We start from the raw sequence: 15366 nt of genomic DNA on the forward strand, positions 1-15366 counted from the left end.
GAGCGCCGTGACTGACGCGCGTACCGCCGAGGAACTGATCGCGGAGGCCGCCGCCGCGCCCGTCGACGGCTGGGGGTTCGAGTGGTTGGCCGGACGGGCCACCGAGGAGCGTCCACCCTGGGGGTACGCCCGGCTGGTGGGTGAGCGGATGGCCCGCACCCACGCGGCGCTGGACGTCGACACCGGCGGCGGCGAGGTGCTCGCCGAGACCCCGTACCCGCCGAAGGTGCTGGTAGCCACCGAGGCGTGGCCGCCGAACGTCCCGGTGGCACGGCGGAACCTGCGCCCGCTCGGCGCGACGGTGGTGGCCGTCGCGCCGGACTCGGCACTGCCGTTCCGGGACGACGCCTTCGACCTGGTGGTCAGCCGACATCCGGTACGCACCGACTGGGCGGAGACGGCCCGGGTGCTGCGCCCGGGCGGGACGTACCTGTCGCAGCAGATCGGCGCGGGCACCATGCGGGAGTTGAGCGAGGCGATCCTCGGCCCGCTTCCCCCGCCCGACAGCCGGCACCCCGAGGACGCGGTGGCCGCCGCCGAGGCCGCCGGCCTGACGGTGGTCGACCTACGCCGGGCCACACTGCGCGCGACGTTCCACGACATCGGCGCGGTGGTCTGGTTCCTGCGCAAGGTGGTGTGGACAGTGCCCGGCTTCACCGTGGACCGCCACCGCCCCGCCCTGCTGGCCCTACACCGCCGCATAGTCGAGCAGGGCCCCTTCGTAGCCCAAGCCCAACGCTTCCTCCTAGAAGCAACCCACCCCTAACCCGCGCCCCCGCGCCCCCATCACCTCGCCGATCTTGCATTTTCTGTTGGCGTTATGCCCCCATCAGCACCTTTGGTCGCCACAGAAACTGCAAGATCGACGCAAGAGACAGCGCGCCGCCGCCGATCATGAACTTGTGGTGGGCGTTATGCGCCCGAGCGCATCCTTTGTCCCCGCCGCAACTCCATGATCGACGGGGGCGGGGGAGAAGGAGGGGGACTGTTAGTGGGGGTGGGTTTGGTGGTGGGTGGCTAGGAGGTCGGCGCCGAAGTCGCTGGTGGGGCGGCGGAGCACGGTGTGCGCGTGGTTGCCGTCGTCGCTGGTGTTGTCGTACTCGATCAGCAGGTCGTCGCCCTGCACCCGGTAGTAGTGGCGCTGCCCCGGGGTGGTCGGGCCGGCCCAGGCGAAGTGCAGCGGGCTGCCGGCCAGGCGGGTGGCCTCGGGTACGGCCAGCTCGGGCGGCAGCCGGTCCAGGTAGAGCGCGACGATCTGGTCGAGCAGTGCCCGGCCGGTGGGGCCGAGCCGGTCGGCCGGTACGCCGAGGGGTTCCAGTGGCCCGTCGACCCGGGGGCGGGTGGCGCTGATGATGTCCGTCGGCGCGTCGTCGGCGATGATCGCGGCGGCCCGTCCGGCGGGGCCCAGCGCGTCCAGCAGGGCGCGACCCAGATCCTCCTCGACGCCGAGCGGTCGGGAGACGGCCCGACCGGCGTAGCGCACCGCGGCCGGGTTGGCGCCGAAGAAGACCGGCGCGGGCGAGACCTGGTCGTCCACCACCGTCATGGTCACCGACAGGTGGTGCCCTTCGAGCCGCCACGCCCAGCGGTCCTCGCGCGTCGGATCACCGAACACGGCGATCCAGTAGTCGCCGCTGTGTCGTCCGCGACGCCACCCCTCGGCCCGGTCCAGCACCTCTTCGAGGGCGATGATCGCCATGGCCTGGGCGTACGCCGACGGGCTGAGCGCGGTGGCCAGCAGCCGGTGCGCGGCCTTGCGCCCGGCGATGTCCAGCCCGGCGAGGCAGACGCCGGGGCGCGGGCGTGGCCGGTACTCCAGCCAGCGCCGGGCCGGCTCGTCGTCGAACGGGTACGTCGCGTCGACGCGGGTCGCGGGGTCGAGCGCGGTCAGCAGAGCGCTGCCGGCGGCGCGCATCTGTTCGGGCAGAGGATCTTCCACCGCCTCTGTATACCGTCAGTCGGCCTGTAGCAGCCGCACCATCTCCGGCAGGTCGAAGAACTGCGCGGTCTCCAGGGCGGAGGGATTGCCGTACGCCGGGTCGGCTCCGGCGGCGAGCAGCGCGCGGACCGCGTCGGCGCTGCTGCGAAAGACCGCGGCGGCCAGGGCGCTCTGCCCACGGTCGTTGGTGCGGGTGTGGTCCGCACCCCGGTCCAGCAGCGCGGCCACCGTGTCGGGGTGGGAGTGGTAGGCGGCCAGGATCAGCAGGGTGTCGCCCTTGTCGTTGGTGAGGTTGACCGGCAGGCCGGCGTCGACCTGGGCGGCCAGGTCCTCGGTGGCGCCCGCGCGGGCCAGGTCGAACATCCGGTGCGCGAACGCCAGGGTCTCGGCGTCGAGGTCGTCGTTCACCGGTCCAGGCTAGCCGCCGCGGCCCTGATAGGTTGCTCGGCCGGCACGGTGGGGGAGGGCCTGATGGACGAGACGGTCTACGTGGGCAACGCGGGCGTCGACGGCGTCGGCAACGGTGGCTGGCTGCTCGGGCACTTCGCGCCGCCGGGCGAGATCCGGCACAGCACCGACGTCGAGGTGAAGTGGGGCGTGCATCCGCCCGGCGAGGCCCGTTCGCGCTGGGCGACGGGGGAGCGCCGCGCCACCCTGCTGGTGCTCGTGGAGGGATGTTTCCGGGTGGAGTTGCCGGACCGGACGGTCCGGTTGGCCGCGTCCGGGGACTACGTGGTGTGGGCGCGCGGGGTGGACCACTCCTGGTACGCCGAGCGGGCTTCGGTGGTGCTGACGGTGCGGTGGCCGTCGCTGCCGGGTTACCGGGTGGAGCCGCCAATCCTGTGCTGAGGGAAATGCAGCTCGGGTCCCGGCATGTGGAATTACCTACTAAACCTATAGGCTTTGCCGGCTAGAGTACGGGGGCACCCCACGCACCGACCTGCGAGGAACCACCGATGACCCACGATCGCCCGGCCACCGATCTGCTCGCCGTCGCCGCCCGCTGGGCCGACCCGGCCGGCTGGCCGGTCCCGCTGCGCTTCGATCCCACCGAGCGCTGGTACGCCCGGCTCGCCACCGCCGACGACCACGAGGTGTGGGCACTGAGCTGGCTTCCCGGCCAGGGCACCGACCTGCACGATCACGGCGGCTCCGCGGGCTCGTTCCGCGTGGTGGCCGGCGCGCTCACCGAGGAGACGGTGAGCCGGGGGCGGCTGCTGCCCCGGGTGCTGCCCGCCGGGACCGGCCGGCGCTTCGGCGTCCGGCACGTCCACCGGGTCACCAACCGCGGCGCGGAGCCGGCGGTCAGCGTGCACGTCTACCGGCCGGCCCTGCGCCGGATGACCCGCTACGACCTGCACGACGGGCGGCTGCGCGCCGCCGAGGTCGCCGAGGCCGGCCGCTCCTGGTGATTCGCCCCAACCCACTCTCTCCCGGAAGGAACCGATAATGCAGCTCACCGCCGAGCACTGTCCGGCGCCCGTGCCACCGCCGGGCTCCCGGGGCATCGACGAGATCCTGGCCGCCGCGCGAGCCCGGCTCGACCGGCTGGACCCGGAGCGGGCGCACCTGGCGTACCGGGCCGGAGCCCTGCTGGTCGACATCCGACCGGCGGCCCAGCGCGCCGCGCACGGCGTCGTACCCGGCGCGCTCACCGTCGAGCGCAACGTGCTGGAGTGGCGCTTCGACCCGCGCTGCCCGGCCCGGCTGCCCGAGGCCGTCGACTACGACGTGCCGGTGGTGATCCTCTGCCAGGAGGGCTACACCTCGTCGCTGGCCGCCGCCGCGTTGCAGGACATCGGCCTGCACCGCGCCACCGATGTGGACGGCGGGTTCGCCGCCTGGCGCATCGCCGGCCTGCCCGCGCTCGGCCCGACCCCCCTGCACCGCGCAACCCCCCTCGCGCCCCCGGTCACCGCCGGCTGGGCGCGCCGCTGACCCCCACGCCGCACCGGGCGTGGCGGGCGTACCGCATCTCAGGAGGCACGATGTCCGTCGTCGCGATCCCCACCCGTCCCTACTCGCCCGCGCACCCGGGACGGGTCGTCGGCCGCCCGCGTACCGGCCCGACCCTCACCATCACCCTCGACCTGGCCCCCGGGCCGATGAGCCCCCGCCTGGCCCGGTTGGTGCAGTTGCTCGGCGAGCTGGCCGAGGCCGGCGAGGGCCGGCCGGGCCCGACCGACGACGTACCGCCGGCGCCGCGCCCGCTCGCGCGCCCCGCCGCCGTCGAGCCGCCGACGGCGGCCGACCCCACCGACGTGCGCATCCTGGCCGGCTCGCGGACGGTCCGGCACGGCGACCGGGTGGTCGCCCTCACCCGCATCGAGTACGACCTGCTGCTCTTTCTCGCCGAGCGCCCGCACCGGGTCTTCACCCGCCTGCAACTGCTGTCGAACGTCTGGGGCTACGAGCACGCGGTGGCCCGGACGGTGGACGTGCACGTCCGGCGGCTGCGCGCCAAGCTCGCCGGTGCGGAGGTGGTCACCACCGTCTACGGGGTGGGTTACCGCCTCGGCGACGAGGCGCGGATCAGCGTGGACCACACCCGCTGAGCGGGTCGGGTGGCCGGCGGTGAAGGCGGCGGCATCCGCATGGTGAACAGGACGGGGACCCCCGTAACGGGGCATCTTGGCGGCTCTGCTGTAATCATCTGGCTTCGTACGCAGAGCGAGCGTCTGGCTCCGATGCGTCCGTCAATTGTCACATTCATGCAACGCAGCCGCCTCTTGACCCTCGCCCGGGCGCCGGGAAGCATCGATGAAGCGGCGTCCCGGGCCGTGGGGAGATACCCGGACCAGCCCAAGGAGGACCATGTCGGTCAGCCCCGCCTCGTCGCGCGCCGGATGGCATACGTCCCAACCCGCGGTGCCCGGTCGACCTCCCGGCGGTCAACGCCGCCCGGCGAACACCGCCGCGCCCGTGCTCACCGTGACGCTGTCCATCCCGTTGACCTGCGAGGAGTCGCTGACGCCGCCGGCCCTGCGGCTGCTCGAAGCCGCCCGTGAGCTGCTCGAACGCGGCGAGGGTGTGATCACCAGCTCCGTTCCGGCCGAGCGCCGCGCCGACGGTGTGCCGGCCAACCGTTCACCCGTACGGGCGCTCACCCCCACGATTCCCTCTCTGCACATCCTGGCGTCGTCCCGGTCGGTGCTGCGGGACGACGAGCCGCTGCCGCTGACCCGGTTGGAGTTCGACCTGCTGCTGCACCTGGTCGCCCACCCCCGCCGCGTCTTCACCCGGCTACAACTGCTCAACGCCGTGTGGGGCTACGAGCACGCCGGAGTGCGCACCGTCGACGTGCACGTGCGCCGGCTGCGCGGCAAGGTCGGCGTCGACGTACCCCTGGTCACCACCGTCTACGGCGTGGGCTACCGGCTGGCCGACGACGCGCGGGTCACCGTCGACCGCACCGGCTGACCCACCAGCCGTCCGACCGGCCGGGCCGTCACCGCTGTCCGCGCGCCCGGGCAGGATGGACGGGTGCGCATCCGTCCCATCTCGCCCGACCTGCTCGTCGCCGAACTGACCGGCCGCCTCGCCGACGCCTCGGCCACCGTCGAGCCCGCCCGGCTGCGGGTCGCCGTCGACGGCGCTCCCGCCGCCGGTCCGGACGAGCTGGCCGCCGCGCTGGTCGACCCGCTGCGCGCCCGGGGCCGCCCGGTGCTGCACGTCCGCGCCGCCGATTTCCTGCGACCCGCGTCGCTGCGCTTCGAACTCGGCCGCACCAACCCGGACGCCTACTACGAGGGCTGGCTCGACGAGGCCGGCCTGCGCCGCGAGGTGCTCGACCCGGCCGGTCCCGGCGGCGACGGGCGGATGCTGCCGTCGCTCTGGGACCCGGTTGCCGACCGGGCCAGCCGGGCCGCGTACGTCGACCTGCCGCCGGGCGGCGTGGTCCTGGTCAGCGGCGCGCTCCTGCTCGGCGGCGCGCTGCCGTTCGACGTGACCGTCCACCTTCAGGTGTCCGCGCCGGCGCTGCGACGCCGCACCGATCCCGCTCAGGGGTGGACCCTGGCGGCCTTCGACCGGTACGCCGACGAGGTGGTCCCCGCCAGCTTCGCCGACGTGGTCGTCCGCGCCGACGACCCCCGCCATCCCGCGCTCGTCGAGGCCACCGACGTGGGCTGAAATTGGCTCGTTTGCGGGCCCCGTCCGGCGGGTACTCGCCCGGCTCACAGAGCGCGGGTGATCGCCCGCGTACCGCATGCGACGGCTACCGGGGCGCCACGCCGCCGGACCAGGTTCACGTGAACCACAGGCCAGGAAAGGCAGGCAGCGATGCTCGTCCACGACACGGTCGGCACCGGCCGCTCCCAGACGGAGATCGACCAGATCCGGCAGTCCCTCCAGGCGCGGTACGACGAGTTGACCGCCGAGTACGACCAGGCCGTCCTGCAGAGCCAGGTGCTGCGGCTGGTGGAGGTCGGCGACACCGCCGGCGACGACCAGGCCGACAGCGGCACCAAGACGGCCGAGCGGGACACCGCCCAGTCCCTCCTGCGCACGATCCTCGACCGCCGCGCCCAGTACGAGCACGCCCTGGGCCGCCTCGCCGAGGGCACCTACGGCTGGTGCGAGGGCTGCAAGGCGGCCATCCCGGTCGAGCGGCTGGAGATCTTCCCGGCCGCCACCACCTGCGTCACCTGCAAGCAGACCCGCGAACGACGGGCGGCCTGAGCGAGAAGCAGCGGTTGCCGGTCGGTCCACGACACGATGGACTCCACCCATGGGTGACATCCTGGTGGGTACCGCGTCCTGGACCGACCGCACACTGCTCGACTCGGGTTGGTATCCGCAGACAGCGGACAATCCGGAGAAGCGTCTCGCGTACTACGCGCGGCAGTTCCCGCTGGTCGAGGTGGACGCGACCTACTACTCGCCGCCCGCCGAGTCGACCGCTCGCCTGTGGGTCGACCGCACACCGGACGGGTTCACCTTCAACATCAAGGCGTTCAGCCTGCTGACCGGCCACCCCACCCGGGTCAGCGCGCTCTACAAGGACCTGCGGCCGGAGACGGACAAGAAGAACGTCTACCCCGACGACCTGCCCGCGCAGTCGTACGAGGAGGTGTGGACGCGTTTCCTGTCCGCGCTGGACCCCCTCGTCGAGGCGGGCAAGCTGGGCGCGCTGCTGTTCCAGTTCCCGCCCTGGTTCACCATCAAGCGGGCCAACAAGCAGTACCTGCTGGAGGTGGCGAAGCGCTGTGCGCCGCTGCGTCCGGTCTACGAGTTCCGGCACGCGTCCTGGTTCGACGGCGACAACGCCGACGAGACGCTGTCGTTCCTGCGCGAGCACGACCTGTCGTACGTCTGCGTGGACATGCCGCAGGGGCACCGCTCGTCGGTGCCCCCGGTGCTGGCCGCCACCGGCGACCTGGCCGTGATGCGCTTCCACGGCCACAGTGACAAGTGGACCAGCAAGGACATCCACGAGAAGTTCGGCTACCACTACTCCAAGCGGGAGCTGAAGGACTGGGCGCCCAAGCTGCGCGAGCTGGCCGACTCCGCCGGCCAGACCCACGTCCTCATGAACAACTGCTACCGCGACTACGCGCAGACCAACGCCGCGACCCTGGCCGGGCTCCTCGACGCCGGCTGACCTCCGCGGCCGTCTCACCCGATCCGGGTGGGGTCGGCTCACCCGCTCGCCCGGCAGGGTGGGCACGGTGGGTACGGCCGCCCGACGGCCGGCGACGACACGGAGGTGACGGGGATGACGGTTCGACTGGTGACGGACAGACGGCGCGGGGCCGTCCTGCACGTTGTCGGCGCGGCGGACACCGCCCGACGCGCACCGCAGGGCAGCCCGGTACGGGCCCGGCGCGGCCCGGTGGGACCGCCGCGACGCAGCGATGAGCGACGCTGGGAGGCCACGGAACGGGGGTCGACCGATGCCTGACTCGATGATCTCCGCGTTCGAGAGTTCGCTGGACAAGACCAACCTGATCCTCAAGGACATCGAGGACGCCTACGGGTGGCCGAAGGAGCGGCGCAACCAGTCGTACGCGGCGTTGCGCACGGTGCTGCACCTGCTGCGGGACCGACTGGCGGTCAACGAGAGCGTCGAGTTCGCCCAGCAGTTGCCGGTGCTGGTCCGCGGGATCTACTTCGACGGCTGGAACCCGTCCGACGTGCCGATCAAGCTCAACCGCGACGACTTCCTCTACGAGGTCCGCCAGGGCTTCCCGTACGACGCCGAGGGCGGCGCGGAGCGGGTGACGCAGGTGGTGCTGGACACCCTGCGACGGCACGTCACCCAGGGCGAGTGGCAGGACGTGAAGGACACCATGCCCAAGGACATCGCCATGATGCTGCCCTGAGACCGGCCTATCGGGCGGCGCTGTCCGGCGGGGACGGCACCCGGGACACCGGGTGGCCGGCCCCGCGGGCCAGCGCCGCGAACGCGACGGCGTCGGTGACCGCCGCGCCGCCGGGGTCGTTGTTGAAATAGACGTACGCCGGCTCGTCCGCGCCGAACGCGTCGGTGAGCCGGCGGACCCACGAGCCGAGCGCGGTACGCCCGTAGTGCGGCCAGGGCCGGGCCCGCCCCTCGTGCAGCCGCAGGTAGCCGAAGTCGGTGGTCCGCCAGCGCGGCGCCACCGGCCGACCGAGGCGATCCGCCCAGACCAGCGCCGCCCGCCGCCGTTCCAGGACGGCCCGGGTGGCGTCGGTCCACCACGACGGGTGCCGGGGCTCGACCGCCACCCGCACCTGCTCCGGGAACAACCGCAGTGTCGCGTCGAGCGCGTCGACGTCCGCCCGCAGGTTCGGCGGCAGTTGCAGCAGCACCGGGCCGAGTCGGTCACCGAGGGCGGTGGCCCGGCCGAGGAACCGGGCCACCGGCTCGGCCGGCTCCCGCAGCCGCTTGATGTGGGTGAGGTAGCGGCTCATCTTGACCGCCACGCAGAAGTCCGCCGGGGTCCGTTCCCGCCACGCCGCGAACGTCTCGCGCTCCGGCAGCCGGTAGAAGGCGTTGTTGACCTCGACGGTGGCGAAACCCGACGCGAAGTGCTCCAACCAGAGGCGCTGCGGCAGCCCTTGCGGGTAGAAGCGGCCCCGCCAGTCCCGGTACTGCCAGCCCGACGTGCCCACCAGGATCACCGCCTCATCCTGGCACTCTCCGCCGCCGCCCGCGAACCGACCGTGTCGTCCGGGTTCGGCGTCTACGGTGTGGGTTAGAGAAGATCGCGCGTGGGGTACCACCCGCAGCACGACGGACCCCGGCGTACGGCGGGGCGGCACACCCGAGGGAGTACCGATGGCACTCAACGACGACGACATGCAGACCATGGGCGGCGGCGGCCTGGAAGGCCCGGCCGACGGCGGTGCGACCCCGGGTCACCAGGACGGTGGCGCGGACGGTGGCGCGGAGGGTCCGGCCGACGGTGGCGCGACCCCGGGTCACCAGGACGGTGGCGCCGATGGTGGCGCGGAGGGTCCGGCCGACGGTGGCGCGACCCCGGGTCACCAGGACGGTGGCGCCGATGGTGGCGCGGAGGGTCCGGCCGACGGCGGTGCGACCCCGGGTCACCAGGACGGTGGCGCCGACGGCAGCGCCCGGTAGCGGCACGTCATGACGTACCTCGACCCGCCGGGCGGCCACGGCCGCCCGGCGGTTCCGTCCGTGGCCCCCGACGACGTGTCCGCCGCGGCGACCGCCGCGCTGGCGCGCTGCGTGTCGGTCGAGCCCGCGAAGTTCGCCGCCGCGCACTGGGGCCACACCCCGCTGCTCTCCCGCGCCGCCGAACTGCCCGACCCGGCCGGCTTCACCGACCTGTTCAGCCCGGACGACGCCGACGAACTGCTCAGCCGGCGCGGACTGCGTACCCCTTTCCTGCGCGTCGCCAAGGACGGTCAGCTCGTGCCGGCGGCCCGCTGGACCGGCGGCGGCGGGGCCGGCGCCGAGATCGGCGACCAGGTGCTGGACGAGCGGATCCTGGAGCAGTACGCCGGCGGCGCCACCCTGGTGGTGCAGGGCCTGCACCGGATCTGGCCGCCGCTGGTGGACTTCGCCCGCGACCTGGGCCTCGCGCTGCGCCAGCCGTTGCAGGTCAACGCCTACCTCACCCCGGCGGGCAGCCAGGGCTTCGCCACCCACTACGACACCCACGACGTGTTCGTGCTCCAGGTGGACGGTCGCAAGCACTGGCGGATCCACCCACCGGTGCTGCCCGACCCGCTGGAGAAGCAGCCGTGGGGCGGCCGTGCCGACGAGGTCGGCGCCACCGCGCAGGGCCCCGCCGCGCTGGATGTGGTGCTCGCGCCCGGCGACGCCCTCTACCTGCCGCGCGGGTGGCTGCACAGCGCTCAGGCGCAGGAGGCCAGCTCGCTGCACCTGACCGTGGGCATCCGCGCGTTGACCCGGTACGCGCTCGTCGAGGAGTTGCTCGCGCTGGCCGCCGAGGACCAGCGGCTCCGGGCCAGCCTGCCGTTCGGCACCGACGTCGCCGACCCGGACGCCATCGAGCCGGAGCTGACCGAGACCGTGGAGGCGCTGCGCGACTGGCTGCTCCGGGCCGATCCGGCAGCGGTCGCCGGGCGGCTGCGCCAGCGCGCCTGGCCGGCAGCCCGTCCGGCGCCGATCCGCCCGCTCGCCCAGGCCGGCGCGCTGGCCGCGCTGGACGCCGACGCCCGGCTCGTCCTGCGGCCGGGCCTGCGCTGGCAGCTCACGCCGCACGGAGACGGCCAGGTGGCGCTGCGGCTGTTCGACCGTACGATCACGCTGCCCGCCGACTGCGAGCCGGCGACCCGCGCGCTGCTCAGCGGCACCGCGACCCGGGTCGGTGACCTGCCGGGCCTGCCCGACGACGCCGACCGGGTCACCCTGGCCCGCCGGCTGCTGCGCGAGGCCGTGGTCGTGCCGGCCTGAGCCCGGGTCCGGGTGATCGACTCGGTTTCCCGGAAACCGTGCCGTCCCTGCTCACGGGACAGCGCGACTTCCTGGAAACCGAGTCGATCCTGCCGGCGGCGCGGGCGGAGGGGCCAAGGGGCGCGACCCGCGAGCGGCGCGGTCAGCGGCCGAGGGCCAACAGCAGCACCGTCGTGACCAGCCCGGCGCCGAGCACCACCATGATCGGTCGAGGGCCGAGCATCGCGTGCCGGCGGTCGGCCAGCACCCGCGCCGGCACGAGACCGATCAACGGCCCGAGTAACGTCACCACCAGCGCCAGCACCGGCATCCCGACCGCCAGGTCTCCGCCGTACCCGACGCCGAGCGCCCGCGCGCCGACGCCCAGCGCGTACCCGAGCACCGCGCCGCCCACCCCGCACAGCGCCAGCAACGGGTTGACCGACCCCGGTAGCTCACCGGGCTGTCCGGCCAGGTTGAGCAGGTCACGGACCCGGCCGAGGAGCACCGCCGGGTCGCCGACCGCGGTGCCGTTCGCCGGCACCGGTGGTCCGCCGACACGACGGGCGCCCAACCGGGCACGGGCCTGCTGCCACAGGTGCGCCACCTCGGCGTCAACCCGTTCCTGCTCCTCGCGGGCGTCGACCAACTCCTGCTCGGCCCGCCGCACCTCGGCCACGGCCTCGTCGACCGCGCGCTCGGCCGCCGCGCACTGCCGCTCGTACCAGGTGTGCGCCTCGGCGCGCTGCTCCCGTACCCGGGCGGTCAGCTCGGCAAGTCGGCGGAGCTGCGCGGTGTACGTCTCACTGGTCACCGGCTCGTTCATCTCGACCGTCCATAAGGGATGATCACATGGCTGGTGCGGTGCACGGCCCGGTCGAAGAAGAGCCCGCGCCACGGGCGGGGATACCAGTCCGGGCCGCCGGTGCCCGGGTAGAGCGACGCGCCCAGCTCGCCGCCGTGCGCGTCCAACGCCACCCAGGCCCCGATCTGGTCGGTACGGGCGGCGGGACCGCCCAGGTCGGCGCGCATCCGCGCCACGCCCCGCCACCAGGCCAGCACGTGGGTACGCCGCTCGGGACCGTCGTGCAGGATCCGACGGAGCTGCTCCAGGCCGGTGCGCCGGCCCGTACGCGCGGCGAGGGCCCCGGCCGCCGCGTCGACCGCGAACAGCAGCAGGTAGTGCGGGCTGCCCGCGCCGGACAATCCGTCGGCCGTCTCGGTCATCAACTCGCCGACGGTCTCCTCGTCGTACCAGGCGGCGTCGTCGGCCAGGTCGTCGTAGAGCGCGCGGGCGATGCCGTCGGCGTCCGGGTCGAGGCAGGCGATGGAGAAGCGGGCGGTGCCCGGCGGGTGCTGGCGGGCCAGCGACCGGGCCGCCGCGTCCAGCACCGCGCACGCCTCGTCCACCCGGGTGCCGAGCACCGCCAGGTTGCGCCCGGGCGCGCGGGGCAGCCGCAGCGCCGCCGAACGCGCCTGCACGTCGATGATCTCGCCGAGCAGGGCCACCGGGTTACGCGGCGCGCGGCCGTCCGTCGGGGCGTCGAGGGCCCGGAAGTCGGGGGCGTCGGTCAGCCGGGGGATCGCGTCACCGTCGAAGAGCCGGGCCGGGGCCGCGTCGGGCGGGCGCATCCGCCACAGGCGGTGTTGCAGGCCGCTCCACGTCTCCCAGTCGCTGGCGGCCGGGATTCGGGCGACCTCGTTGCCCTCGACCATGCCCGACTCGGCGTTGACCACCGCATGCCAGCGCGGCAGCGACTGCGCCGCGTCGTTGCGTTCGGCGAGGATCCGCAGCGCCTTGGGCAGCGCGATCCGCAGCGCGAACTGGGCCACCAGCGCGGGACGCCCCCACAGCGCCTCGATGCCCCGTACGTCCTGGGAGGCGAGTACCAGGTGGATGCCCTGTGAACGGCCGCGGCGGGCCAGGTCCTCCAGCAGATCGGCGGCCTCCCGGGCCACCACGTCACGGCCGGCCAGCAGCATCTGGAACTCGTCGACCACCGCGACGATCCGCGGCCAGTGCCCGGTCGGGTCCACCGCGCGCAGCTCGGCGAGCTTGGTGACCTCGTGCTTCTTGGCGGCGTCGGCCCGCCGCCGCAGTTCCTCGGCGAGGAAGCGCAGCAGCGCCAGCCCGAACTCCCGGTCGGTGTTGACGTTGATCCCGACCAGCCGCATGTGCGGCAGCCAGCTCGGGTCACGCCGGCCCTGCGCGAACCGGGCGAAGGACACGCCCTCCTTGAAGTCGAGCAGGTAGAACTCCAGCTCGGCGGGGGAGTAGCGGGCCGCAAGGGCGCCGATCCACGCGAAGATCAGGTTCGTCTTGCCGGTGCCGGACGGGCCGCCGATGAGGGCGTGCGGCGGGTAGTCGCCGAGGGTCAGGCGTACCGGCCGGCCCTGCGGTCCCTCGCCGATCGGCACGGTCAGGCCGTCCGCCGAGTTCTCCCGCCACATCGACTCCGGTGGCGGCAGCAGGTCGCCGAACGGCGTCGGCGGCGGGCCGGCGTTCACCTGGGCGGCGATCTCCCGGCAGGTCTCGGTGACGAGGGTCGCCGGCGGCGGCGGATCCAGCCGGACCGACAGGCCCGACGGGCCGCCGATCCGGGTGTCCGACGCGTCCGCCACCACCCGGGTCACCGTCGGGTCGTCGGGCAGCGGCACGCCACGCACCACCAGGTGCACCCCGCAGGCGGCGCCGGCGCGGACCACCCGGTCGAGCTGCCCGCGCTCGTGCCGGTTCAACTCGTCGCCGCCGAGCAGCACCGCCACCCGCCACGGCTCGGGGCGGCGCCCGGTCGCCGAGGCCAACTCCCGCAGCGACCCGTACTCGCCGGCCAGCACCGTCTCGTTGATTCGCCGGATCTGTTCGACCAGGTCGTCCAGGAGCGCACCCAACCCGCCCGGGCCGACGAAGGTGAGCAGCCCCGCCGTGCCCAGCGGCGCGAACCCGGCCAGGCCGCCGCCGAGGTGCTCCGGGTCGTACCCGATCAGTCGTACCCCGCCGGGGTCGGCGCGGCCGACGGCCCGCAGCAGCAGCGCGGACACCACGGCGTCGCAGCCGGCGCGGTCGTTGCCGGACAGGTGGACGTGCCCGGCGTCGAGCAGCGGCACCAACGCGGGCACCGGCTCGACGTCGTCGAGCCGGACCGTGCCGACCCGCAGCGCGCCGGGCGGCTCGGCCCGGCGCAGGGGCGTGGGCGTCCAGCCCGGCCAGTCGGCGCCGGCGCAGCCGGGCGCCTCGCGCCGGGCGGCGTCAGCGGCGTGCCGGGCCAACTCGGCGATGCGGGTCGCGTGCCGGGCGTCGATCTCGGCGAGGCGGCGGTCGCGCTGGCCACCCACCCGCTCGGGTACGGCGGCGGCGGCCCGGCGGACCCGGGCGAGTCGTTCGCGTCCGGCGCTCAGGTCGGCCTGTGCCGCCGACAGGCGGGTACGGGTGACGCCCAGCGCCTCGGCGAGGGAGTCCCGGACCCGGCCGGCGAGTTGTCCCCGCCGGTCAGCCATCGGAACCCCGACGGGCCGGCGCGTCCCGCCACGGGCTGCCCGTACGCGGCGGCACGACTCCGCCCGACGCCTGGCCGCCCGCCGCGCCGGAACGCGGACCGGCGGCGCGCGGGACGCTCGGTCGTGGACTCGCGCCGCCGTCGCGTGGACCGCCGGAGCGGGGGACGCCGACGCGCTTGTCGTCGCGGCGCTGGGCCGGGGAGGCGCCGGATGACTCTGGTTCGGCGGGCACCCGGGGCGTGTCGGGCAGGTCCCGGCCCAGCCGGGCGAGCAGCAGCCCGGCCGTCACGCCGGCGGCCACCGCGGAGTCGGCGGCGTGCGGCGGCTCCCCGGACGACCGTGGCGGGGGCATCCGGCACACCCGGGTCAGCAACGTCTCCAGCACCGGCGGCGGCAACCCGGGCAGCAGGTCCCGAACCCGACCGTCCAGCTCCCCGCGCAGCCGGCCCAGGTCGCTGGCGCGGGGCGGATGCCCCAGCAGCTCACCGGCGAACTCGCGCAGCAACGGGGGCGCGAGCGCCGCCATGCCGAGGCCGACATCGGCCGACGCGCGGCGCAGCTCGGTCCGCAGCCGGTCGCGGTCACCGGCGCGTACGCCCCGCACGACCCGGCGCAGCAGCTCCTGCGAGTCGCGTAGCTGCTCGTCGGGCTCGTCGGCGTCGCCGTCGCGCCCACCGGTCAGCTCCGCCACCCGGACGGACCACCAGCGACGCATCCGTACCTGTTCGGCCCGCTCCGGCGGCACGGCCGTCGGTCCGTCCGCCGGGGCCGCGTCGTGACGCGGATCGCGCTCCTGCTGCGGCCGAGGCGGCGGGGCGCCGTCGGCGGCCAGGCCGATGGCGGCCAGGTACGCCGACAGCTGCTCCTGGGCAACCCGCAGCGCGTAGTTGGCGCTCTCGGCGTGCTCGGTGGCGGCGGACAGCTCGGGCACCCCCATCGGGTTGGCCGATTCCTGCCGGACCCACCGCAGCCGCTCGGCGGCCAGGCCGAACTTCTCCAGGGCCTGACCGAGCAGACCGACCGGGAACTCCTCGCTGGCCGCGCGGACCTGGCCGCCGATGTCCTCGATGATGGACAT

Annotated in this window: 18 protein-coding genes; 12 read left to right on the plus strand and 6 right to left on the minus strand. The window is 74.5% G+C overall.

Going from position 1 to position 15366, the window contains the following annotated elements; genetic code table 11:
- Positions 1–7 precede the first annotated feature (7 nt).
- Entirely contained in the window at positions 8–766 is a 759-nt protein-coding gene (locus AC3EN4_RS17765) for a class I SAM-dependent methyltransferase (protein WP_435206937.1), read from the plus strand.
- A gap of 222 nt (positions 767–988) precedes the next feature.
- Here AC3EN4_RS17765 and AC3EN4_RS17770 read toward each other — a convergent pair whose 3' ends face one another.
- Both AC3EN4_RS17770 and AC3EN4_RS17775 read right to left on the minus strand, forming a co-directional pair.
- Positions 989–1939, minus strand: coding sequence for a DUF3500 domain-containing protein (locus AC3EN4_RS17770; protein ID WP_435206938.1), 951 nt, complete (start codon positions 1937–1939; stop codon positions 989–991).
- A 15-nt stretch (positions 1940–1954) separates the two neighbouring features.
- Positions 1955–2347, minus strand: coding sequence for an ankyrin repeat domain-containing protein (locus tag AC3EN4_RS17775; RefSeq protein ID WP_435206940.1), 393 nt, complete (start codon positions 2345–2347; stop codon positions 1955–1957).
- A 63-nt stretch (positions 2348–2410) separates the two neighbouring features.
- Here AC3EN4_RS17775 and AC3EN4_RS17780 point away from each other — a divergent pair, with 63 nt between their 5' ends.
- The 9 genes from AC3EN4_RS17780 to AC3EN4_RS17820 all read left to right on the plus strand — a co-directional run bounded on the left by AC3EN4_RS17780 (position 2411) and on the right by AC3EN4_RS17820 (position 8262).
- On the plus strand, positions 2411–2788 hold the full coding sequence (locus tag AC3EN4_RS17780) for a cupin domain-containing protein (RefSeq protein WP_435206942.1): 378 nt from the start codon (positions 2411–2413) through the stop codon (positions 2786–2788).
- Positions 2789–2895: 107 nt separating this feature from the next.
- Positions 2896–3351 (plus strand): cysteine dioxygenase, encoded by a 456-nt coding sequence (locus tag AC3EN4_RS17785; protein WP_435206943.1) that lies wholly within the window; start codon positions 2896–2898, stop codon positions 3349–3351.
- Positions 3352–3388: 37 nt separating this feature from the next.
- Positions 3389–3877, plus strand: coding sequence for a rhodanese-like domain-containing protein (locus tag AC3EN4_RS17790; RefSeq protein ID WP_435206944.1), 489 nt, complete (start codon positions 3389–3391; stop codon positions 3875–3877).
- A gap of 50 nt (positions 3878–3927) precedes the next feature.
- Positions 3928–4494 carry a winged helix-turn-helix domain-containing protein gene (locus tag AC3EN4_RS17795; protein WP_435206946.1) on the plus strand — a complete coding sequence of 189 codons (567 nt, stop codon included), beginning with the start codon at positions 3928–3930 and terminating at the stop codon, positions 4492–4494.
- A 259-nt stretch (positions 4495–4753) separates the two neighbouring features.
- On the plus strand, positions 4754–5359 hold the full coding sequence (locus AC3EN4_RS17800; RefSeq protein WP_422740038.1) for a winged helix-turn-helix domain-containing protein: 606 nt from the start codon (positions 4754–4756) through the stop codon (positions 5357–5359).
- A gap of 63 nt (positions 5360–5422) precedes the next feature.
- A complete protein-coding gene (locus AC3EN4_RS17805) occupies positions 5423–6070 on the plus strand; it encodes a nucleoside/nucleotide kinase family protein (protein WP_435206948.1) in 648 nt (215 codons plus the stop codon).
- Positions 6071–6220: 150 nt separating this feature from the next.
- Positions 6221–6619 carry a TraR/DksA family transcriptional regulator gene (locus AC3EN4_RS17810; RefSeq protein ID WP_422740040.1) on the plus strand — a complete coding sequence of 133 codons (399 nt, stop codon included), beginning with the start codon at positions 6221–6223 and terminating at the stop codon, positions 6617–6619.
- Between the two features lie 49 nt (positions 6620–6668).
- Complete coding sequence (locus AC3EN4_RS17815) at positions 6669–7541, plus strand: DUF72 domain-containing protein (RefSeq protein WP_435206950.1); 873 nt, start codon at positions 6669–6671, stop codon at positions 7539–7541.
- A gap of 292 nt (positions 7542–7833) precedes the next feature.
- On the plus strand, positions 7834–8262 hold the full coding sequence (locus AC3EN4_RS17820) for a DUF2267 domain-containing protein (RefSeq protein WP_422740045.1): 429 nt from the start codon (positions 7834–7836) through the stop codon (positions 8260–8262).
- 7 nt (positions 8263–8269) lie between these two features.
- Here AC3EN4_RS17820 and AC3EN4_RS17825 read toward each other — a convergent pair whose 3' ends face one another.
- A complete protein-coding gene (locus AC3EN4_RS17825; protein WP_422740046.1) occupies positions 8270–9043 on the minus strand; it encodes a DUF72 domain-containing protein in 774 nt (257 codons plus the stop codon).
- A gap of 157 nt (positions 9044–9200) precedes the next feature.
- Here AC3EN4_RS17825 and AC3EN4_RS17830 point away from each other — a divergent pair, with 157 nt between their 5' ends.
- Positions 9201–9506 (plus strand): hypothetical protein, encoded by a 306-nt coding sequence (locus AC3EN4_RS17830; protein ID WP_421470805.1) that lies wholly within the window; start codon positions 9201–9203, stop codon positions 9504–9506.
- Positions 9507–9515: 9 nt separating this feature from the next.
- A complete protein-coding gene (locus AC3EN4_RS17835; RefSeq protein ID WP_435206952.1) occupies positions 9516–10811 on the plus strand; it encodes a cupin domain-containing protein in 1296 nt (431 codons plus the stop codon).
- Between the two features lie 142 nt (positions 10812–10953).
- Here the strand turns inward: AC3EN4_RS17835 and AC3EN4_RS17840 are convergent, their stop codons facing one another.
- Genes AC3EN4_RS17840 through AC3EN4_RS17850 form a run of 3 tightly spaced genes read right to left on the minus strand, consistent with a single transcriptional unit; the run spans position 10954 to position 15366 of the window.
- Complete coding sequence (locus tag AC3EN4_RS17840) at positions 10954–11616, minus strand: AAA family ATPase (protein ID WP_435206953.1); 663 nt, start codon at positions 11614–11616, stop codon at positions 10954–10956.
- Positions 11613–14288: an FtsK/SpoIIIE domain-containing protein gene (locus AC3EN4_RS17845; protein ID WP_435206955.1), complete on the minus strand. Its 2676-nt coding sequence runs from the start codon at positions 14286–14288 to the stop codon at positions 11613–11615. The genes AC3EN4_RS17840 and AC3EN4_RS17845 overlap by 4 nt, the downstream gene beginning before the upstream one ends.
- Positions 14281–15366: a hypothetical protein gene (locus tag AC3EN4_RS17850; RefSeq protein ID WP_435206957.1), complete on the minus strand. Its 1086-nt coding sequence runs from the start codon at positions 15364–15366 to the stop codon at positions 14281–14283. The genes AC3EN4_RS17845 and AC3EN4_RS17850 overlap by 8 nt, the downstream gene beginning before the upstream one ends.

The organism is Micromonospora sp. bgisy143, from assembly GCF_057708145.1.

Bases quoted from the DNA above. Each gene is read 5' to 3' on its own strand.
- AC3EN4_RS17835 (WP_435206952.1), top strand. From the start codon at position 9,516: ATGACGTACCTCGACCCGCCGGGCGGCCACGGCCGCCCGGCGGTTCCG.
- AC3EN4_RS17850 (WP_435206957.1), bottom strand. From the start codon at position 15,366: ATGTCCATCATCGAGGACATCGGCGGCCAGGTCCGCGCGGCCAGCGAG.
- AC3EN4_RS17815 (WP_435206950.1), top strand. From the start codon at position 6,669: ATGGGTGACATCCTGGTGGGTACCGCGTCCTGGACCGACCGCACACTG.
- AC3EN4_RS17845 (WP_435206955.1), bottom strand. From the start codon at position 14,288: ATGGCTGACCGGCGGGGACAACTCGCCGGCCGGGTCCGGGACTCCCTC.
- AC3EN4_RS17840 (WP_435206953.1), bottom strand. From the start codon at position 11,616: ATGAACGAGCCGGTGACCAGTGAGACGTACACCGCGCAGCTCCGCCGA.
- AC3EN4_RS17820 (WP_422740045.1), top strand. From the start codon at position 7,834: ATGCCTGACTCGATGATCTCCGCGTTCGAGAGTTCGCTGGACAAGACC.
- AC3EN4_RS17830 (WP_421470805.1), top strand. From the start codon at position 9,201: ATGGCACTCAACGACGACGACATGCAGACCATGGGCGGCGGCGGCCTG.
- AC3EN4_RS17780 (WP_435206942.1), top strand. From the start codon at position 2,411: ATGGACGAGACGGTCTACGTGGGCAACGCGGGCGTCGACGGCGTCGGC.
- AC3EN4_RS17790 (WP_435206944.1), top strand. From the start codon at position 3,389: ATGCAGCTCACCGCCGAGCACTGTCCGGCGCCCGTGCCACCGCCGGGC.
- AC3EN4_RS17800 (WP_422740038.1), top strand. From the start codon at position 4,754: ATGTCGGTCAGCCCCGCCTCGTCGCGCGCCGGATGGCATACGTCCCAA.
- AC3EN4_RS17785 (WP_435206943.1), top strand. From the start codon at position 2,896: ATGACCCACGATCGCCCGGCCACCGATCTGCTCGCCGTCGCCGCCCGC.
- AC3EN4_RS17795 (WP_435206946.1), top strand. From the start codon at position 3,928: ATGTCCGTCGTCGCGATCCCCACCCGTCCCTACTCGCCCGCGCACCCG.
- AC3EN4_RS17810 (WP_422740040.1), top strand. From the start codon at position 6,221: ATGCTCGTCCACGACACGGTCGGCACCGGCCGCTCCCAGACGGAGATC.